The organism is Thermoleophilum album (assembly GCF_900108055.1).
Lineage (GTDB): Bacteria > Actinomycetota > Thermoleophilia > Solirubrobacterales > Thermoleophilaceae > Thermoleophilum > Thermoleophilum album.
Genome location: NZ_FNWJ01000002.1, coordinates 631,570 through 650,801, shown reverse-complemented (window position 1 = coordinate 650,801; position 19,232 = coordinate 631,570). Strand labels below are relative to the sequence as shown.

The following is a 19,232-nucleotide window of genomic DNA, read 5'->3' as shown; positions in this document are numbered from 1 at the left end:
GATACGCCAGCCTTCTCGGTGTGCCCGAGACGCGTGTCATAGCGGGACGCTTTCGGGGTCGCCGTCTGCGGCTGCCCGGGGGTGCGGTACGGCCTACTCAACAGCGGGTGCGGGAGGCCCTGTTCGCGCTGCTCGGACCGCTCGAGGGGCGACGTGTGCTCGACCTCTTCGCCGGCAGCGGCGCCCTCGCGATCGAGGCGCTCTCGCGCGGTGCCGCCAGCGCGGTGCTGGTCGAGCGTGACGCGCGCGCGCTCACCACGATCAAGGCCAACCTAAGGAGCCTTCAGCTGAGACCGCCGCTGGCCGTGGTACGTGCGGCGGACGCTCGCCGCTACCTGGCTTCTCGGCAAGGGCGCGAAGATGCGCCTTTCGACGTCGTCTTCTGCGACCCGCCATATGATTCCGCGAGCCAGTTGGCGGCGACCATCGACCGCCGGCTGGCGCCGCTGCTTGCCGAGGACGCCGTGATCGTCACCGAATCGCACAGACACGCGCCGCTCGAGCTCGGCTTCGAGCCGATCCGCCAGCGACGCTATGGCGACACCCTGATAAGTCTCTATCGCGCTTCCGGGAGGGCCTAGGACGGTGTCCGAGCGCAACCACGCGACCGCGATTTGCCCGGGCTCCTACGACCCGGTGACGCTCGGCCACCTCGACATCATCCGCCGTGCGGCGCGCGTCTTCGAACGGGTGGTGGTGGCGGTCGTTCGTCAGCCCGTCCGCAAGCAGAAGACGGTGTTCAGTGCCGAGGAGCGCGTCGATTTCATCCGGTCTGAGGTTGCCGATCTCGGCAACGTAGAGGTCGAGTCATTTGATACTTTGCTTGTCGATTTTGCGCGCAAACACGGCGCCACTGCGATCGTCAAGGGGCTGCGGGCGATCTCCGACTTCGAGTACGAGTTCGAGATGAACCAACTCAATCGGAAGATGGCGCCGGAGATCGAGTCCGTCTATCTGATGGCGGCGCCCCAGTACAGCTTCTTGAGCTCCAGTGGCGTCAAAGAGCTCGCGATGTTCGGGGGCGAGCTCTCGGGCCTCGTCCCAGAACGCGTGGCACGGCGCTTAGAGGAAGAGCTACGCCGCTAGCGAAGATACGTGCGATGGACGTCCTGGCGCTGATCAGCAAACTCGACGACCTGATCCACAACGCCAAGCCCGTGCCCTTCTCGGATCAGGTCCGCGTTGACCGCGAGGCGATCTTCGAGATCCTCGATCAGATGCGGGCCACCTTCCCCGAGGAGGTCAAGCAGGCGCGCTGGATCGTCAAGGAGCGCCAGGAGATGCTCGCCGAGGCAAAGCGCGAGGCCGAGCGGATCATCCGCGAGGCGCGCGAGGAGCAAGAGCGGTTGATCTCCGAGCAAGAAGTCGTCAAGCAAGCTCAGCGGCAAGCCGAGGAGATCATCGAAGAGGCGCGGGCGCGCGAGCGCGAGATTCGACTCGGCGCCGAGGATTACGCGGACGACATCCTCAACACGCTCGAGGTAAACCTCGAGAAGTTCATCGCAGCGGTGCGGCGCGGACGCGAGCGCCTACAAGGGCGCGAAGAAGCCGAAGTCGGCTGAGTAGCGGCGCTCGGGGCGGGCGAACACGCGTACGGTGAGGGTTGCCGGCGCGCGCGTTACCCTCGTTGCTATGCCCCAGCGCGCCGACACTTTCGACGTCGGGCGCCTCGGCTTGGCGGCGGGTGAAGGTCGTCGTTTCACGCTCGACGTCGCGATCGAACCGCTTACCTTCGGCGGCGAGACGTACGCCGCTGCAGGTGGCTTTGTGACGGCCACCCTTGATGCGGAACGCACCACTCGCGGGTTCGCCCTCCGACTGCGCTACGAGACGACGCTCGAGGGGCCCTGCATGCGCTGCCTGGAGGTGGCTCGCAGGCCGGTCGCGATCGACGCGCGCGAGATCGATCAGCCGGGCGGTGGCGAGGAGCTGCGCTCGCCCTATCTCCAGGATGAGCTGCTCGACGTGGCAAGTTGGGCCCGTGATGCGCTGGCGCTGGAGCTACCGCACCGGATCGTCTGCAGCGAGGAGTGTCGCGGTCTCTGCCCAGAGTGCGGGGCGAATCTCAATCAGGTGGGGCCCGACCATCGCCACGAGCGCGCACCCGACCCGCGTTGGGCGGTCTTGCGCGAACTGCGCTTCGACTGACGCCCACAGGGCGCGCACGGCGAACACGCGCTAACGGTTAGACTGCCAGCTCCGATGGCCGTCCCGAAGCAGCGCCAGTCGCATTCGCGTACGCACAAGCGGCGCTCCCAGCACCGCATCTCGCCGCCGAACCTCGCCGCCTGCCCGCGTTGCGGAGCGGCGAAGCGCCCCCATCGGGTGTGCCCGAACTGCGGGACCTACGGCGGCCGCGTGGTGCTCGCGGCCGAGGAGGAAACCACCACCTGAGGTCGCATCGGCCCGGCGGCGGTGTGGCGCGCTGGGTCGGTCGTCTGCACCGCGGATGATTGCCGTCGACGCCAACGGGGCCGACCGCGGTCCGGCAGCGGTCGCCGCAGGGGTCGCAAGGAGCGGGGTCGAGGCGCTGGTCTTCGGCCCCCGCGAAGCGCTCGCGGAGTGTGGTCCGCGGGCCGAGATCGTGCACGCGCCAACGCTGATCGGCGGCGACGAGGAGCCGGCCCTGGCGGTACGCTCACGGCCCGAAGCCTCGATCGTGCAGGCCGCCGAAGCGGTCGCCGAGGGCCGCTGCGAGGCGCTCGTTTCGGCGGGCGCGACGGGTGCTGTGCTGGCGGCCGCGCTTTTGCGCATCAAGCGTCTGCGGGGCGTTCATCGTCCGGCGCTGGCGGTTGTGCTGCCGACGCTCGAACGGCCCACCCTGCTGCTCGATGCCGGCGCCAACGTCGAAGTCCGGCCCGAGCACCTCGTGCAGTTCGCCTACCTCGGTGCTTGCTTCATGCAGGCCTGTATGGGCGTCGAGCGACCACGCGTCGGGCTCCTCTCGGTGGGCGAGGAGCGGGCCAAGGGAACGCCCGACGTGCTCGAGGCGCATCGGCGCCTCGCCGAGCGAGCCGAGGCGGGGGAACGGACGTTCGAGTTCCACGGGAATGTCGAGGGCTTCGACCTGCCGCGTGCGACAGTCGACGTGGTGGTCACCGATGGCTTCACCGGCAACGTCGCGCTGAAGGTGATGGAGAGCACCTCCGCGGAGCTCGGGCGGGCGATCAGGCAACAGCTCGCGCGAGGGGTGCTGCCGCGCGTCGGCGGTCTGCTGGTCCGCGCACCGCTGCGTCGTCTACGTGAGCGCATCGATCCCGAGCGCATCGGTGGCGCGATCCTGCTGGGATTGCGCAAGCCCGTGATCGTCGCGCACGGCAGCTTCGGACCAGTTGGCATCGCCAGCGCTATCCGCCTGGCTCGCCGGGCCGTTGACGAGCAGATGGTCGAACGGACGGCCGCGGCGCTCGCCGCTGCGGGTGTGCTGCGGTCCGGGGTGGGTGGTAGCGTCGCCCAGCAGCGATGACCCGCGACGAAGTACTCGAGCGCATCCGCCAGCACCTCGCCGAAGAGCTCGAGCTGCCCCTCGAGCGCATCACCGAGGACGCCCGTTTCCGCGAGGATCTCGAGGCCGACTCGCTCGATCTGGTGGCGCTGGTGGTCGAGCTCGAAGACCGCTACGGCATCCGGATACCCGACGAGGAAGCCGCGAAGCTCGAGACGGTCGGTCAGGCAGCCGACTACATCGCCCGCCATGCCGCCTCGCTCGGAACTTGAGCCCTCGCCGGTGGCGACCAGCCGCGCCGAAGCACTGCGCGAGCTGCTTGACGAACTGCCACCAGAGCTCTACCGCCAGGTTTTCGCGCACGCATCGTGGGCGCCGTCGCGCGCGGAGTCGTACGAGCGACTCGCCTTCCTCGGCGACGTGGTGCTCAGTCTGAGCGTTTCGACCTACCTGCTGCCGCGCTTCGAGGAGTACGGCGCTGGCCGTCTGACCAAGCTGCGCGCCCAGGCCGTCAGTGGCGCCGCCTGCGCGCGCGTCGCCCGCGCTCTCGAGGTCCCTGAGCGGCTGCGGGCGGCCGCGCCAGCGGACCACCAACGCGCTGTGCGTGCCCTGCTCGAATCGGAACGGGTGCTGGCTTCGATCTGCGAGGCGGTGATCGGTGCCTGTTATTTGGCGTTCGGGCTCGAGCGGACGGCTGCCGCCGTGCTTCAAGCCTTCGGTCCGGAGATCGAGCGTGCTATCGCCGAGCCGTTCGACTTCAAGTCGCTCCTCCAGGAACGCTTGGCGCGCCGGTCGCAGACCGTCGAGTACCGGATCGAGGCCGAAGAGGGTCCGCCCCACAAGCGGCGCTTCGTGGTTGTCGCCAGCGCTGGGGGTCGTGACCTCGGCCGCGGTGAGGGTCGCAGCAAGAAAGCGGCGGAGCAGGAGGCGGCGCTGGCCGCCCTCGAGCGGCTTGAGCGCGAGGACGAGCGCGACCAAGGCACCCCGGACTGAGGATCGCGGCTGGCTGTGCACCTGCGCTCCGTCACGCTCAAGGGCTTCAAGTCGTTCCCCTTCCGCACCAAGCTCGAGTTCGGGCCGGGGATCTCGGTGATCGTCGGACCCAACGGGTCGGGCAAATCGAACATCACCGACGCGGTGCTCTGGGCGCTCGGGGAGCAGAGTCCACTGGCGGTGCGCGGTCAGACGATGCGCGACGTGCTGTTCGCTGGCGGGCCTGGTGTGCCGTCGGCGCCGGTGGCGGAGGTGGAGGTCGTCCTCGACAACTCCGACGGCCGGCTCGGAAGCGACTTCAGCGAGATCGCGATCCTGCGACGGCTCGACCGTTCGGGCGAGGGCGAATACCGCATCAACGGTGCGCGCTGCCGTCTCGTCGACGTGCTCGAGGTTTTGTCCGACACCGGTCTCGGCAAGGAGATGCACTCGGTCGTTTCGCAGGGCAAGGTCGAACAGATCGTGCTCTCCCGTCCGCGCGACCGGCGACGTGTGATCGAGGAGGCAGCAGGGCTCGGCAAGCACCGCAAGCGCCGACACCGTGCCCAGCTCAAGTTGGAGCGCACGCGCGCCAACCTCGAGCGCTTGCTCGACGTGGAGCGCGAAGCCCGTTCGCGCTTGCGCCCGCTGCGGCGACAGGCAGAGGCGGCGGAGCTGCACGAAAGGCTCGAGCGCCAACAGCTCGAGGTGCGCTACGAACTGCTGCGCGATGAGCTGCGCGCGGCGGAGGAGCGCAACCGCCTTGCGAGCGCTCAGGCGGAGGCAGCGGAGGCGAGCCTGCGTGAACTCGAGCAGGAGCTCGCCACGGTGACGGAGGAGCGGGGACGCTGCGAGCAGGAGCTAGCCGCACGCGCGCGCGAGCGCGAGCGGCTGCGAGCGGCGTCGCACGCCCTCGCTGCCGCCGCCGATCGCATAGCTGTGCGGGCGGAGGTGGCGGTCGAGCGTGCGCGCGCGGCGAGCGAACGGCGCGAGCGACGCGCCGCGCGCCGCGCGGCGCTTGAGCGCGAGCTCAACGAGGCCGCGGCGAGCACTGCCGAACAGTCGATGCGCGAACGGATCGCCGCGCTCGAGCGTGAGCTGGAAGTGCTCGAGCGGCGCCGCGAACAAAGACGGCGCGAGCTTCTCGAGGAACTCGAGCGGGAGCGGGAGCGCGCACTCGCCGCGGTCGCGGCGGCGCAGCGCGCTTTCGAAGCGGCCCAGCAGGCGCGGCGCGAGGCGAGCGCGGTGGCGGAGTCGATCCGCGCTCGGGTGCGCGAGGGCGAGCGCGCGCTCGCGGCAGCGCGGCGCGAGAGCGCTCGCATCGGGAGCGAGCTCGCCGCCGCCAACCAGTTCCTGGCCCGCGCCGGCGCGCCGGTCGCAGGCCTGCCTTCGCTGTTGTCCGGGATCGGCTGCGAGCCTGGCTACGAACGGGCGCTAGCAGCGGCCCTTGGACCGGCGTTGAGCGCCGGCGTCGCCGCGAGCCTCGAACACGCGGTCGAGATCGTTGCCGGCGAGGGTGCGCGAGGCGGCGAGGTCGTGGTCGTCCCGGAACGGGCGCGTGGGCGCCAGCCGACCGTCCGACCGCCGGCCGCTGCCCAGCGACTGCGTGAACATGTTCAGTTGCACGGGGCGCCGGCGGCGCTGGTAGACGGCGCACTTGCCGACGTCTGGGTGTTCGAAAGCCTCGAGGACGTCCCCGCCGACTTCGACGGTCTTGCCGTGACCCGCGAGGGACTGTCGCTAGATCCGCGCACCGGTGCCGTAGCCCGGGTCACGCCGGGCGGGGTGGAACGAGTCCTCGAGGAGCGGCGACGTCGCGACCAACTGGTGTGCGCCGCTGAGGCGGCGGCCGAGCGCGAGCACGCCGCCGCTGCCGCGCTTGAAAGCCTCCTGCGCGAGCTCGAAGCGGCGGAGAACGAGCGCGACGCGGCCGACGAGCGGCTGCGCGAGCAGGACCGTCAGCGCAGCGTCGCACAGGAGCAGCTGCGTCGCGTCGAGTGGACGCTCGAGGAGCGCCGGCGCAGCCCCGACGAGGGCCCTGACGCCGTGCGCCGAGCCGAGGTGGTGGCGGAGTTGCGCTCGCTACGTGCGGATCTCGAGCGGCGGCAGGCTGAGCAACAACGGATGCGTGCCGAGAGCAGCGAGCTACGAGCAGCGATCGCAGCCGACGACCGTACAGTCAGCGCCGCTGAGCGAGCGGCCCGTGCGCTCGGGGAGCTGGCCGAGGCGCTGCGGGCGGCCGCCGGTCGCATCGATGCCGAGCTCCGCAGGGGCGAGGGCGGGGAGACCGACCACGCCGCACGGCTGCGTGCGCTCGCGGCGCGCGAGAGCGAGCTTCAGCGACGTTTGCGAGCTGCCAGCGAGGACCTCACGGCAGCCCGGGTGGCGCGCGAACGCGCGCGCGACGCCCACGAGCTCGCGGCAACTCAGCTGGAGTCGGTGGCGAGCCGGCTCGGCTTGCCGTCGACGCCGCGCGACCTACCGCTCAGCGAGGACGAGCGCAGCGAACTCGGGGCACGGCTTGAGCGCCTGGTGCGCCGTCGCGAACAGCTCGGGCCGGTCAACCCGCTTGCCAAACAGGAGTACGAGGACGCGTTGCGGCATGTCGAAGAGCTCGAGCGGCAGCGCCGCGACCTCGAAGATGCGGTCGCCGAGCTCGACCGCGTGATCGCAGAGACCGACCGCTTGATCAAGGAGGGGTTCAAGGAGACCTTCGAGGCCGCGGCCCGGAACTTCGAGGAGGTGGTCGCCCACCTTTTCCCGGGCGGAAGAGGGCGACTACGGCTCGTCGACGAGAACGCGACGCTGCGGCCCTTGCCCGACAGCACAGGTGAAGAACCGTCGCCGTCCACGGACGACGGGAGCGGGGAGGAAGCAGTCGAACCGGGGATCGAGGTCGAGGTCACGCCAGCCGGCAAGACGACGCGGCGACTCTCACTGCTCTCCGGTGGCGAGAAGTCGCTGGTGGCGCTCGCCTTCCTGATGGCCGTGTTCCTGGCGCGGCCTTGCCCCTTCTACATCCTCGACGAGGTAGAGGCGGCGCTCGACGACGTCAACATCGAGCGCTTCCTGGCGCTTTTACGGCGCTACGCGGACCGCGCCCAGTTCATCGTCGTCACCCACCAGAAACGCACGATGGACGCTGCCGACACGCTCTACGGCGTCTCGATGGGGCGTGATGGAGTCTCCCGCGTGGTGTCTCGGCGGTTGGCTGGGCGGCCCGCCGAAAGCGCCGCGGCTTGAGAACCGCGCCGCCCGCTGTTCGCCCCCTCGCGCCCCTCGTGCCCTACTTCCGTCCGCTCCTGGCGTCCCGACTCACGGTGCGCGCCCGGTGCGCCGAACGAACCGGTGCGCGACAGGGTCGCGCACCGCTGAGGGGAGCAGACCCCGGCAGCCCGCTGTTGTGCGTCGCTGCCGGGGTCCCCTGCGTGCCGCCTAAGCTGCCCTGCGCAATGGCTGGCGAATGGCGGGACGCGGTGCTGCTGCCTGCGGGCAGCGAAATCCCTGAGGACGCCCGCGCTGACGAACGCGAAAGGGGGCGGGGTTTCTTCGCTCGCCTGCGCGAAAGCCTGCGTCGCACGCGCGAAGCGCTCGCTGGCGAGCTCGGTGCGAGCGTTATCGGGCGCGTCGACGACGGCGTTTTCGAGCGCATCGAGGAGGCGTTGATCCGCGCCGACCTCGGCGTTCCCGCCACCGCTCGCATCGTCGGGCAGCTCGAGGAGGAAGTGGCTCTTGGCCGTATCGAGGGACGCGAGCAGCTGGTCGCGCGACTGCGCGAGCTGATCGCGCAAGCCGCTCGTCCGGACGGCTCGGAAGCGCGTCTCGACCTGCGCGCCCGTCCGGCCGTGGTGATGGTGGTCGGTGTCAACGGCACCGGCAAGACGACGACGATCGGCAAGCTGGCGGCGGCGCTGCGGGGGGACCTCGGACTGCGGGTGTTAGTGGCGGCCGCTGACACCTACCGGGCCGCGGCCGTAGAGCAGCTTGCTGCCTGGGCGGAGCGGGCCGATACCGAGATCGTCCGCGGCCAGCCCGGGCAAGATCCCGGATCGGTCGCCTTCGACGCGCTCGAGGCGGCGCAAGCGCGCGGGGTCGACGTGGTTTTGATCGACACGGCCGGTCGTCTGCACAACCGCACGCCCCTGATGGAGGAGCTAGCGAAGGTCGGGCGGGTCGTTTCGGGGAAGGTGGCGGGCGCCCCGCACGAGACGCTGCTCGTGATCGACGCGACGACCGGACAGAACGGCCTTCGGCAGGCCAGCGCGTTCGCCCAAAAAACGCCTGTCACGGGGATCGTCTTGACCAAGCTCGACGGCAGCGCCAAGGGCGGGGTGGTCGTGGCGATCGCCCAAGAGCTCGGTCTCCCGATCAAGCTCGTGGGGGTCGGTGAGGGCATCGCCGACCTGCGCCCGTTCGACCCCGAAGCCTTCGCCGCCGCGCTGGTCGAGTAGCCTCGCACCGTGTTCGAGTCGCTCGCCGATCGCCTACAGCAAGCACTCGGCGAAGTCCGCTCGCGCGGGCGTCTGAGCGAGGAGGACGTCGAGCGCGCGCTGCGGCAAGTGCGTCTCGCGCTGCTCGAAGCGGACGTCGACTTCCGGGTCGTCAAGGAGTTCACCGCGCGCGTGCGCGAACGGGCGATCGGCACGCAGGTCCTGGCCTCGGTCAATCCCGCTCATCAAGTCGTGAAGGTGGTCGCCGACGAGCTCACCGAGCTGCTCGGCGGTACCACCAGCGAATTCGTTCTGCCTAAGGCTCGGCCGGCGGTTGTTGTGCTCGCTGGTCTCCAGGGCTCCGGTAAGACAACCGCGGCGGCCAAGCTCGCTCGCTATCTGCGCGCGGAGAGGGGCCTGGACGTGGCGCTGGCCGCCTGTGACCTACAGCGTCCGGCCGCGGTCGAGCAGCTCGTACTGCTGGGGGGGCGGGCCGATTGCACGGTCTACGAGCGCGGCACCGACGCGACGCCGGTGGAGGTAGCAGGCTGGGCGCTCGGGCGGGCGCGGGAGGAGCAGCGTGACGTGCTGATCGTCGACACGGCTGGTCGGCTGCACGTCGACGATCAGTTGATGGCGGAGTTGCAGGCGATCACCGAACGGGTGCGCCCGCATCGCGTGTTGCTGGTGCTTGATGCGATGACGGGTCAAGACGCCGTCAACGTCGCTACGGCATTCGCTGAGCGGGCGCCGTTCGACGGGCTGGTGCTAACGAAGCTCGACGGTGATGCGCGCGGTGGCGCGGCCCTGTCGGTGAAGGCGGTAACTGGCCGTCCGATCGTGTTCGCGTCGACCGGTGAGCGGCTCGAGGAGTTCGAGCTCTTCCATCCCGATCGGGTTGCTCAGCGGATTCTTGGCATGGGCGACGTCGTGACGCTGGTCGAGCGGGCGCAGCGTGAGCTCGACGAGCGCAAGGCGGCCGAGCTGGAACGGAAGATGCGCCGTGCCGAGCTGACGCTCGAAGATTTCCTCGAGCAGCTCCGCCAGATACGAAAAATGGGTCCCCTCAAGAGCTTGCTCGGCATGCTGCCGGGCATGGGTTCCCAGCTGGCGGCTCTGGACCTCGACGAACGCGAGCTCGATCGGGTGGAGGCGATCATCCTTTCGATGACTCCGGAGGAGCGGCGGCGTCCGGAGATCATCGACGCCTCGCGACGGCGCCGGATCGCGCGCGGATCGGGGACTTCGCCGCAACAGGTCGCCCAGCTGGTCAAGCAGTTCCAAGCGATGCGTCGGCTGATGCGCGATCTGAGTCGCGGGCGGCTCGGGGCGCTCGGATCGCTGCTCGGCCGCTGATGCTCGCCCGGCGGGCGGCGAAGCGCCGACCGCGGGTCGGCTGCGTACGGCGCCGCGGCTTGCTGCTCCGCTAACCTGCGGGACTCCCGATGGCCGTGAAGGTTCGACTAACTCGCGTCGGCAACCGCAATAACCCGATTTGGCGGGTCGTGGTGGCCGATGATCGCGCGCCCCGCGACGGGCGTTTCATTGAGGTGCTCGGCCACTACAACCCACAGCGCTCACCCTCCGAGATCCGAATCGACGAGGAGCGCTTGGAGCGTTGGTTGTCGCGCGGCGCCCAGCCGACGCGGGCGGTTTCGAAGTTGGTGGCGGCGCTGAGGCGCGGTCACCCGCCGGCGGCAGAGCTGAGGGCCGAGGCCGAGCGCCAGCAGAAGGCGCGCGCTGCGACAGCGGCTAGCGAGGTAGCGGAGTCGTCCGCTGGGCCGGAGGCGAACGAGGCCGACTCGCAAGCCGATAGTGAGTCGACCGCCAACGCTCAGCCGACTGCCGAGACTGAGCCGACCGCCGAGGGGACTGCGGGCGATGAGGCATCCGAAGGCAGCGCCGAGCAGCCCCCCCCGGAGGCGAAAGAACCGGCGGCGGATGCCGGGGACGACGGCGCGACCTGATCGCCGGCGCCGAGGGCGGGCCGGGCTGTCCGGGCGATGGCTTAGAGCGTTATGGGGTCGTTAGAGGAACTCGTCGCTTTTCTCGCGCGGGCGGTGGTCAGCAACCCTGAGGGGGTCGAGGTGCGCTCTTGGCGCGACGAGGAGGAGGACGCGCTGATCATCGAGGTGCACGTCGCTGAGGGTGACGCTGGGCACGTAATCGGACGCTCCGGTCGTACGGCCGAGGCGATCCGCCAGGTTGCCAAGGCGGTCGCGGCGCGCCGGGGCGGCCGTGTCCTCGTCGACATCGTCGCCTGAACGCCGCCGTGGGCGGTCGAGCCCGACCAGTCGCAGGCTCCGACAGCCGCGCGCGTCCCGCGTGAGGCGTAGGCGGCTGGTCAGCGTCGGTCGCGTCGGCCGGGCCCACGGCCTCGACGGCAGCTTCTACGTCGTCGGTGCTGATCCCGACGCGTTGAAGCCAGGGGTCGAGGTGCGCATCGCCGACGCGGTGAGGCGTGTCGAGCGCCGGGCGGGCACCAACCAGCGACCAATCGTTCGGCTCTCCGGAGTCGGCAGCCGCGAGCAGGCGCGGTCTTTGCAGGGACAGCACCTGCTGGTCGAGCAGGAGCTCGCCGCCGACGAGTGGCTCGCCGGCGAGCTCGAGGGCCTATCGGTGGTGACCGACCGAGGGCGTCCGCTCGGGCGGGTTGCGCGGGTCCTGGAGGCACCGAGTGTCTCTTTGCTCGAGCTCGATCAGGGCACGCTCGTGCCGCTGGTGCGCGATGCCTTGATCGCCGTCGACCTTGAGTCCGGTCGGATCACCGTCAGCGCTGCTTTCCTCGGGCTGGCAGATGACGAAGAGTGAGCTCGCAAGCCGGGGGTTTCGAGCAGCGCGTAGGGAGGAAGTGAGGATGCCCGTAGGGCGAGAGTGGTTGCTGAGGGGTTGAGCCTTGGAGATCGATGTCTTCACGCTCTTTCCGCAGTGGTTCTCGTGGTTCGTCGAGCAGCGGCACGTGCGCCGCGCGCTCGAGTTGGGACACCGCTTCGAGGCGATCGATCTGAGAGCGACGACCCCTTTGCGTGCCGGTCAGGTCGACGACACGCCCTACGGCGGGGGCGCCGGGATGGTGATCCGGGTCGACGTGGTGGAGGCAGCTCTGCGCGCCCGCTACGGGATCGATCCACTGAAGCTACCGCGCAAGCGGCGCGTGATCGCGCTCGCCCCGAGCGGGCGGCAGTTCGACGACGCGCTGGCCGACGAGCTCGCGCAGGAACCGGCGCTGACGCTCCTGTGCGGCCGCTACGAGGGTTTCGACGAGCGCGTCCACGAACACCTGGCCTCCGACGTGTTGTCGATCGGTCCGTACGTGCTGTCGGGTGGCGAACTGCCAGCGATGGTGGTCGCCGACGCCGTGTTGCGGAAGCTGCCGGGTGTTCTCGGCGACGAAGAAAGCGCCCGCGAGGAGTCGTTTAGCAGCGCTCTAGAGGGTGCGCCGGAGTACCCGCACTACACGCGCCCGGCGGAGTGGCGGGGATTTCGCGTGCCGGATGTTTTGCTCTCCGGTCACCACCAGCGGATTCGCGAGTGGCGACTGGCACGCAGCCGCGAGCGCGCCGTCACGCGCTATTCGGGCCGACGCGCGCAACCGCGTGGCGGACCCGCCGAGTCTCCCGGCCGCGACCGGCGGCCCCACGACGCCTGAGCTGCGTGCCGCAGGCGCCGGCTTCGGCGAAGCTGCGAAATTAAAGGCCCGCCTTCGCTAGGATTCGCCGCCGCGCTGCGCCGGCCCGCGGACCGTCGTAATCGGCGCTCGCCTGATTGCCATGCAGAACGTGATCGAAAAACTCGAGCGCGCCCAGCTCAAGCGGCGACCGCGGTTCTCGCCGGGCGACCGCGTGCGCGTGCACTTCGAAGTCGTCGAGGGCAACCGGCGGCGCGTCCAAGTCTTCGAGGGCATCGTGATTCGCCGGCAGGGTTCGGGGGCGCGCGAGACCTTCACGGTCCGCAAGCAGTCGTTCGGCGTCGGGGTCGAGCGCACTTTTCCGCTGCACTCCCCGAAGATCCAAAAGATCGAGGTAGCTGCGCGCGGGCGCGTGCGCCGGGCGAAGCTCTACTACCTGCGCGAGCGAGTTGGGCGTGCCGCACGGGTGCGTGAGCGGCGAGCGGGGGAGGCGACCGCTGAGCAGCTGCGCACCGACGAGCTCGGAACGGGCGCCGACGATGCGGCGTCCGCGGACGTCGACGAGGGCAGCGCGCCAGAGCGCGCGGAGGCAGCGGCCGCGGTCGCCGACGAGGGCTCTGCGGCCGAAGAGCAGCCGGCCGGCTCCTGACGTGGCGGGTCCGGCGGCAGGGGCCAAGAGCCCGCGTTCGCGGCTCGCCGGCATCGCCGAGCTCCTGCTGGTCGTCGGTCTTGCGCTGGGCCTGGCCTTCGTGATCCAGGCATTCCTGGTGAAGCCGTTCCGGATACCGAGCGAGTCAATGGAGCCGACGCTCGACGTCGGTCAGCGGGTGCTGGTCGAACGGGTCACCTACCGCTTCGGGAACCCCAGTCGCGGCGACATCGTCGTGTTCAAGCCACCGCGCGGTGCCGACCCCGACGTCTCGGCCTGCGGCGTCAGTCATCCCGAGGATTCGCCGTGTCCGCGGCCGACGCCCCAGCGCTCCGACACCAACTACATCAAGCGCGTGATCGGCCTCCCCGGCGAACGGATCAAGATCCTCGGCGGTCACGCTTACATCAACGGACGGCGGCTACGCGAGCCTTGGGCGCGGATCGATCCGGGTTGCGCTTCGACGTGCACGCTGCCTCTCGAGATCAGGATTCCCAAGGGCTACTACTTCATGATGGGCGACAACCGCGGAGCAAGCGCCGACAGCCGCGAGTGGGGGCCAATCCCGAAACGCTGGATGATTGGTAGAGCCTTCTTCACCTACTGGCCCCCGCGCCGCATTGGTCCCCTCTAGGGGCGGTTGCGAAGCGTGCCGCTCGGCGGGCGCCCCAGAGCGCAAGCCCTGCGGCACACACGCCGTCGGACGCCACGCCTAGGATCAGCGCGTGCCGCAGCGCCGCGCAAGCAAGGGGGAGCGGGGTCGTAGCCGCGGACGTAGGCGCAGTGCCGCCTTGTCGAAACTGCTCGCCTTCGACCGTTCGCTCGGTGCTCGCTTCGTGGCCGGGGCCGACGAGGCTGGGCGGGGCCCGCTCGCCGGGCCTTTGGTCGCCGCGGCGGTGCTGTTCGATCTCGAACGACTCGAGCAGCACTTTCCCCGCGAGCTCCGGGAGCTCGACGATTCGAAGCGGCACGAGCAAGCGGACCGCGAGCGCTTGTTCAGGGCGGTGCTAGCGGCCGCCTCGGGGATTCGAGTGGTCTTTCGGGGACCTGCCGAGATCGACCGCGACGGCCTTCACCGCAGCAACCTGTCGGCATTGCGAGAGGCACTCCAGGCGGTCGCGTGCCAGGGCTGCGTGTGTGTGGTCGACGGCTTCGAGGTCGGCACGCTTCCCCACCCGCAGGTGGCGGTGGTCGGCGGAGACCGCAAGAGTGCGGCCGTCGCGGCGGCCTCGATCGTCGCCAAGGTGCTGCGCGACCGGCACATGCAACGGCTCGCCGTGCGCTATCCGTTGTGGGGCTTCGAGAAGCACGTCGGCTACTCCACCCCGGAGCACCGCGCGGCGATTCTCACGCACGGCTTGACGCCTTTGCATCGACGCTCCTTCGCGTCGGTGGCCTACCAGCAACTCGAGCTTACGCCGAACGTTCCAGCCGGTGCGAGCGGCTTAGAGGACTCCCTCGAGGTGTCGAAGCTCGCGCAGGCGGAAGTCGGCGTCGACGATCACGGCGACAGCGTCGAAGCGCAGGTCTTTCCTGCCGGCTAGCCCGCACTCGCCGCGCCGACCGGCCAGCCAGCGAGCAGCGGCCGCACGGAGGTGTTGCAGCTTTCGGCGGTCGATCGATTCCAGAGCTCGCTCCACGGTTGCTGGGAAGACAAGCGTGCGGACCTCGCAAAAGACGATCGTGTGCTCGTCGGCGGCGACGAGATCGAGTTCGCCGACGCGCGTGCGGAAGTTGCGGTCGAGAATCTGCAATCCCCGTGCTTCGAGGTGCAGGAGGGCGTAGCGCTCGCCGGCAGCTCCGACCCGTAGGCGTCGGTTCCCCACGTCGACGAACGTAGGGATGCGACTGACACACGCCAGTGACCGGTGCAACGCTTGAGTCAAACCGGGTGACGCCGGTGGAGCCACCACTGCGGCTGCCGGAGATACTGGCGTTGGCTTTTGCGCTGGTGCTGGCCCTCTCCGCAGTGCGTGCAAGAAGCCCAGAAGTCACTCAGCCGTTGCCTAAGTAGGCCGCTTGTGTCTGAGCGCGCCTTAGCGTCCGCACCGTGTTTGCACACGCGCACACCTTCGCGCTTGAGGGCGTCGACGGCATCCGCGTCACCGTCGAGGTTGATGTGCGCTCGGGGCTTCCGGCGTTCAGCATCGTCGGTTTGCCGGATCGCGCGGTGCGCGAGGCGCGCGAGCGGGTGCGCTCAGCGCTGTTGAACTCCGACTTCGAGTTCCCGCTGCGGCGCCTGACGGTCAACCTCGCGCCAGCCAGTCTGCAGAAGGCTGGCCCGAGCTTCGATCTCGCGATCGCCGCCGCCGTCCTTGCGGCTAGCGAGCAGGTGCCTGCCGACGCGTTGGCCGGAATTGCCTTGTGGGGCGAGCTGTCGCTCGATGGGCGTGTTCGCGCGGTCCCAGGAGCGGTGGTAGCTGCGCTCGCCGCCCGCTCGGTCGGGCCGCGCACGCTGCTAGTGCCGCAGGAAAGTGCGCCAGAGGCGGCCCTGGTGACGGGAGTCGACGTTGTACCTGTGCAATCGCTTGGTCATATCGCGCAGCTGCTGCGCAGCGGACTGCGCGAGCGGTCCGAGCCAGCGAGACCGCTGGCCATCGGTACGGCCGATCCGCACCTCCGCCTCGATCTCGCCGACGTCCGCGGCCAGGAGGACGCCAAACGCGCGCTCGAGATCGCAGCAGCGGGCGGGCACAACCTCTTGATGGTCGGACCGCCAGGCGTCGGCAAGACGATGCTGGCGCGCCGACTCCCGGGTCTGCTGCCCCCGCCCGCCGAGGGGGAGGTGATCGATATCGCGCGAATCCGCAGCGCTGCAGGTATGCCCCTCGAGTGGCCCCCAGCCAGACCGTTTCGCGCACCCCACCACACGATCTCGCCCCAGGGACTGGTAGGCGGTGGTGCCCCGCCAAGGCCCGGCGAGGTGACTCTCGCCCATCGCGGCGTGCTCTTTCTGGACGAGATCAACGAGTTGTCGCGGGCCGCGCTCGAGGCGCTCCGACAGCCGCTCGAGGACGGCCGGGTGCAGATCACGCGTGGCCAGCGAACGGTCGTCTTTCCGGCTCGCCCTCTACTGGTCGCGGCCTGCAATCCGTGCCCTTGCGGGGGCAGCGTTTGCGACTGCTCGCATCAGGAGCGTCGCCGCTACGCGCGCAAGTTGTCGGGCCCTTTGCTCGACCGAATCGATCTCTTGTGCGAGGTCGGGCGGCCGCCGCTTGGCACGGTGTCGGGAGGAGATCGCGAGGCGAACGACTCGAGCGGTAATAGCTCGCGCGTGGTGCGTAGTCGAGTGCTTGCAGCGCGGGCGCGGCAACATGAGCGATTCGGCCGCGCCGGTTGCCTTAACGGAGACACCCAGCTAGCGCTCGCACAGGTGGTCGGCGGCCGGGAAAGGCTTGCCGACCTATTGGCGCGCGCCGGGCGCGCGGGGCTCGCTGGCCGCGCGGCCGAACGCATGCTGCGGGTGGCGCGAACGATCGCCGACTTGGAGGGTCGCCAGACAATCTCCGATCAGGACTTGGACGAAGCCCTCGGCTTGCGGATCGGTCTGGGTGCCCTACGGGCGGTCGCATGAGTGTCGCGACCGTTCATCGGATTCGCCGCGTCGACCCGGCGTATCCCCCGGCGCTGGAGCAGCTCTCCGATCCCCCCGCGGCGATCTACACGACCTGCCCGCCGCAGGCCCTGGTCGAACTGCTCAGCGGTCCGCTGGTCGCGGTCGTCGGTCCCCGCGAACCGAGCACCTACGGACTCGAGATGGCGCGGGCGCTCGGAAGCGGTCTGGCGGCGGCCGGCGTGACCGTAGTCTCGGGCTTGGCGCGTGGGGTAGACGCTTGCGCTCTCGAAGCAGCGACCACCAGCGGCCGAGCGCTGGCGGTCCTTCCGGGCTCAGTCACGCGGCCCTACCCCGCCGGGAACGCGCGCCTTGCAGCGGCAGTGGCACGTTGCGGTGCGCTGGTGAGCGAGACGAACGAGTCGCGGTCGCTTACCCGCTGGGCCTTTCCGCGTCGCAACCGGATCATGGCGGCACTCGCGCAGGCAGTCGTGGTCGTCGAAGCGCGCGAACGCTCGGGCACCCTCATCACTGCGCGTATTGCGCTGGAACTTGGCCGCTCGGTCGGTGCCGTCCCTGGTCGCGCGACTTCGCCGCTGGCGCGCGGCGCGAACGCGCTGCTGCGCGACGGGGCGTTTCTCGTCGAGTCACCACAGGACGTGCTCGACGAGCTCTTCGGAGCGGGCGCACTGCGCGTGCACGCGGCTCGCGCACGGTCAGCCGGGGGCGTACCCGGCGACTCGCCGGCGGGCGTGCCCGGCGGGCATGACGAGCGACTGACGGAGTCGCAGACGAACGCCACGCACCCGCCACTCGCGGCGCTCGACGCCACCGATCGGGCGGTGCTCGAAGCGCTCGCGGACGGCGACGGCGTCGGAACGGTGGCGGCGCGGTGCCGCCTCCCGCCGGGAGCGGCGAGGGCTGCCCTGGGACGACTCGTCAGTTTGGGGCTGCTGCAACCTTGTGGTCTGCAGGGCTTCGAGCGAACCTGGCGCGCGACCGCGCTGCTAACCGATCTCGACACGAACGCTAGGCACGGCGCTGACGGAGGCGGGGTTCCCGATCTCGACCGCGATACTTCGGCGCGATGAATGCGGCTGACACACAGTCAATCGCTGGCGACCGTTCTCCCCCGCAGTCGCGCTCACAGCCCTCGCCGCTTATTCGCCGTGTGCTTTCGATCGCCGGCTCAGACTCCGGTGGCGGGGCCGGAATCCAGGCCGACTTGAAAGCCTTCGCTCGCTGTGGCGTCCACGGCATGACGGCGATCACGGCGATCACGGCACAGAACACCCTGGCCGTGGAGGGCGTGTGGCAGCTGCCGCCGGAGGCGATCCAAGCGCAGGTTCGCGCGGTCGTGCACGACATCGGGGTGGACGCCGTCAAGACCGGGATGCTGGGTGACGCGAAGACGATCAAGGCGGTGGCGCAGGCGGTCGCCGAGCTGCCGTCGCACGTGCCGCTGGTCGTCGACCCGGTGATGGTCGCCGAGAGCGGCGCGAGACTGCTCGCTGAAGACGCGATCTCGGCGCTGGTCGAGCTCTTGCTGCCGCGGGCGACGGTGGTAACTCCGAACCTCGCCGAGGCGCAAGTCCTCGCGGAGCACGCGAAGCACGGTGACCGTGCGGAGCACAGCGACCGCGACCTCGGGGCGAGCGGCGCCGCGGCCGCCACGCGCAGCGACACAGACGCCACCAGCACTGAGGCCGCCGCCGCCGCCGGTGTCGCCGATCGGTCGGCTACCAGCGTAAGCGAACAGCTCGCGCGGGCCCTCCACGCGCTCGGCCCGCGCGTCGTCGTCGTCACCGGCGGACACACAACGCACGCCGCTGACGTCTACTACGACGGCTCGCGCACGGTCCTGATACGCGGTCGGCGTTGGCCGACAGCTGCCGCGCACGGCTCAGGTTGCACACACTCGGCTGCCCTAGCAGCGTTCCTAGCGCGGGGCTTCACGCCCCTCGACGCTGCGCGCCGGGCCAAGCGAGTCGCCGGAGCGGCAGTGCGCGACGGACTCGTCGAGGTCGGTAAAGGCGCCGGACCGGTTGATGTCTTCGGTCTGCGGCGGCGCGCGCAGCGCGAGGCGGCGTCGCCAGCTGGCAGGGGGGACCGTCGGGCGCTGGCATAATCGGAGGCACCGAGCGTACGGCGAGCGCTCGCCGGCGGTCGGGTCGGGGTACACCGCAGCGCAAGCGAGGACGGACGATCAAATTCTTACGGCTCAAACCAGGGTTCGGCGAAGTCCTCCTAGCGGAGGGAGATCCGCGAGTGGATGCCGACCTCGAGCGTCTCGAGCGCGAGTTTCGGCGCCAGCTCGACGCAGGAATGTGGGCCGGCGTGCCACTCTCGGGTGTGCGCAACGGCCGGCGCGAGGCGCTCCTGGTGTCGAACCTGGCGGAGGTTCCGCCCGACGCCGAAGCGGTGATCTTCTTCCCTCGCGCCCAGGGGGGCGACGGGAGTAGCGAGCAGCGGTGCTCGCGCAGGGGCCGCACGCTGTGAGCCCGTCCGCGGCCGTCCTGCTTGCCTTGTGCGGCGCGTTGGTCGCAGCACTCTTG

General features: G+C 70.0%; 22 protein-coding genes and 1 pseudogene. 22 read left to right on the top strand and 1 reads right to left on the bottom strand.

Annotated features, from left to right (window positions below; translation table 11 throughout):
- Positions 1-20 precede the first annotated feature (20 nt).
- From rsmD to BLW41_RS09135, 18 genes and pseudogenes are all read left to right on the top strand, one after another.
- A complete protein-coding gene (gene rsmD, locus BLW41_RS09220) occupies positions 21-581 on the top strand; it encodes a 16S rRNA (guanine(966)-N(2))-methyltransferase RsmD (protein WP_093118410.1) in 561 nt (186 codons plus the stop codon).
- Between the two features lie 4 nt (positions 582-585).
- Positions 586-1,086: a pantetheine-phosphate adenylyltransferase gene (coaD, locus tag BLW41_RS09215; RefSeq protein ID WP_093118408.1), complete on the top strand. Its 501-nt coding sequence runs from the start codon at positions 586-588 to the stop codon at positions 1,084-1,086.
- A gap of 14 nt (positions 1,087-1,100) precedes the next feature.
- Positions 1,101-1,562 (top strand): ATPase, encoded by a 462-nt coding sequence (locus tag BLW41_RS09210; RefSeq protein WP_093118406.1) that lies wholly within the window; start codon positions 1,101-1,103, stop codon positions 1,560-1,562.
- Between the two features lie 70 nt (positions 1,563-1,632).
- The gene (locus BLW41_RS09205) at positions 1,633-2,148 is read left to right on the top strand and encodes a YceD family protein (RefSeq protein ID WP_093118404.1); all 516 of its coding nucleotides are present in this window, start codon (positions 1,633-1,635) and stop codon (positions 2,146-2,148) included.
- A gap of 54 nt (positions 2,149-2,202) precedes the next feature.
- Positions 2,203-2,394, top strand: a complete 192-nt coding sequence (gene rpmF / locus BLW41_RS09200; protein WP_093118402.1) for a 50S ribosomal protein L32 — start codon at positions 2,203-2,205, stop codon at positions 2,392-2,394.
- A 55-nt stretch (positions 2,395-2,449) separates the two neighbouring features.
- Positions 2,450-3,466, top strand: a complete 1,017-nt coding sequence (gene plsX / locus BLW41_RS09195) for a phosphate acyltransferase PlsX (protein ID WP_093118400.1) — start codon at positions 2,450-2,452, stop codon at positions 3,464-3,466.
- The gene (gene acpP / locus BLW41_RS09190; RefSeq protein ID WP_093118398.1) at positions 3,463-3,717 is read left to right on the top strand and encodes an acyl carrier protein; all 255 of its coding nucleotides are present in this window, start codon (positions 3,463-3,465) and stop codon (positions 3,715-3,717) included. The genes plsX and acpP overlap by 4 nt, the downstream gene beginning before the upstream one ends.
- A gap of 10 nt (positions 3,718-3,727) precedes the next feature.
- A complete protein-coding gene (locus BLW41_RS09185; RefSeq protein ID WP_218138365.1) occupies positions 3,728-4,438 on the top strand; it encodes a ribonuclease III family protein in 711 nt (236 codons plus the stop codon).
- Positions 4,439-4,453: 15 nt separating this feature from the next.
- The gene (locus tag BLW41_RS09180; RefSeq protein ID WP_177169446.1) at positions 4,454-7,660 is read left to right on the top strand and encodes a chromosome segregation SMC family protein; all 3,207 of its coding nucleotides are present in this window, start codon (positions 4,454-4,456) and stop codon (positions 7,658-7,660) included.
- A gap of 209 nt (positions 7,661-7,869) precedes the next feature.
- Positions 7,870-8,868: a signal recognition particle-docking protein FtsY gene (gene ftsY, locus BLW41_RS09175; protein WP_093118392.1), complete on the top strand. Its 999-nt coding sequence runs from the start codon at positions 7,870-7,872 to the stop codon at positions 8,866-8,868.
- Positions 8,869-8,877: 9 nt separating this feature from the next.
- The gene (ffh, locus tag BLW41_RS09170; protein WP_093118390.1) at positions 8,878-10,203 is read left to right on the top strand and encodes a signal recognition particle protein; all 1,326 of its coding nucleotides are present in this window, start codon (positions 8,878-8,880) and stop codon (positions 10,201-10,203) included.
- A gap of 89 nt (positions 10,204-10,292) precedes the next feature.
- Positions 10,293-10,814 (top strand): 30S ribosomal protein S16, encoded by a 522-nt coding sequence (gene rpsP, locus BLW41_RS11400; protein WP_093118388.1) that lies wholly within the window; start codon positions 10,293-10,295, stop codon positions 10,812-10,814.
- A 51-nt stretch (positions 10,815-10,865) separates the two neighbouring features.
- A complete protein-coding gene (locus BLW41_RS09160) occupies positions 10,866-11,111 on the top strand; it encodes a KH domain-containing protein (protein WP_093118386.1) in 246 nt (81 codons plus the stop codon).
- Between the two features lie 61 nt (positions 11,112-11,172).
- Positions 11,173-11,658, top strand: coding sequence for a ribosome maturation factor RimM (gene rimM, locus BLW41_RS09155; protein ID WP_177169445.1), 486 nt, complete (start codon positions 11,173-11,175; stop codon positions 11,656-11,658).
- Between the two features lie 85 nt (positions 11,659-11,743).
- Positions 11,744-12,496: a tRNA (guanosine(37)-N1)-methyltransferase TrmD gene (gene trmD, locus BLW41_RS09150; RefSeq protein ID WP_093118382.1), complete on the top strand. Its 753-nt coding sequence runs from the start codon at positions 11,744-11,746 to the stop codon at positions 12,494-12,496.
- Between the two features lie 121 nt (positions 12,497-12,617).
- A pseudogene (rplS, locus tag BLW41_RS09145) lies at positions 12,618-12,956 on the top strand (50S ribosomal protein L19); the annotation flags it as partial.
- 169 nt (positions 12,957-13,125) lie between these two features.
- The gene (lepB, locus tag BLW41_RS09140; protein WP_218138364.1) at positions 13,126-13,758 is read left to right on the top strand and encodes a signal peptidase I; all 633 of its coding nucleotides are present in this window, start codon (positions 13,126-13,128) and stop codon (positions 13,756-13,758) included.
- 91 nt (positions 13,759-13,849) lie between these two features.
- Positions 13,850-14,668, top strand: coding sequence for a ribonuclease HII (locus tag BLW41_RS09135; protein ID WP_218138363.1), 819 nt, complete (start codon positions 13,850-13,852; stop codon positions 14,666-14,668).
- On the opposite strand, the gene BLW41_RS09130 is transcribed toward BLW41_RS09135, so the two are convergent.
- Positions 14,570-14,950, bottom strand: coding sequence for a YraN family protein (locus tag BLW41_RS09130; protein WP_177169444.1), 381 nt, complete (start codon positions 14,948-14,950; stop codon positions 14,570-14,572). The two genes, BLW41_RS09135 and BLW41_RS09130, sit on opposite strands and share 99 nt — an antisense overlap.
- Before the next feature lie 224 nt (positions 14,951-15,174).
- Here BLW41_RS09130 and BLW41_RS09125 point away from each other — a divergent pair, with 224 nt between their 5' ends.
- The 4 genes from BLW41_RS09125 (at position 15,175) to BLW41_RS09110 (ending at position 19,176) form a co-directional block, all read left to right on the top strand.
- On the top strand, positions 15,175-16,698 hold the full coding sequence (locus tag BLW41_RS09125; RefSeq protein ID WP_093118372.1) for a YifB family Mg chelatase-like AAA ATPase: 1,524 nt from the start codon (positions 15,175-15,177) through the stop codon (positions 16,696-16,698).
- Positions 16,695-17,768, top strand: a complete 1,074-nt coding sequence (gene dprA / locus BLW41_RS09120) for a DNA-processing protein DprA (protein WP_093118370.1) — start codon at positions 16,695-16,697, stop codon at positions 17,766-17,768. The genes BLW41_RS09125 and dprA overlap by 4 nt, the downstream gene beginning before the upstream one ends.
- Before the next feature lie 80 nt (positions 17,769-17,848).
- Positions 17,849-18,805, top strand: a complete 957-nt coding sequence (gene thiD / locus BLW41_RS09115) for a bifunctional hydroxymethylpyrimidine kinase/phosphomethylpyrimidine kinase (protein WP_218138362.1) — start codon at positions 17,849-17,851, stop codon at positions 18,803-18,805.
- Between the two features lie 140 nt (positions 18,806-18,945).
- Positions 18,946-19,176, top strand: coding sequence for a hypothetical protein (locus tag BLW41_RS09110; RefSeq protein WP_093118366.1), 231 nt, complete (start codon positions 18,946-18,948; stop codon positions 19,174-19,176).
- The last annotated feature ends 56 nt before the right edge of the window (positions 19,177-19,232 follow it).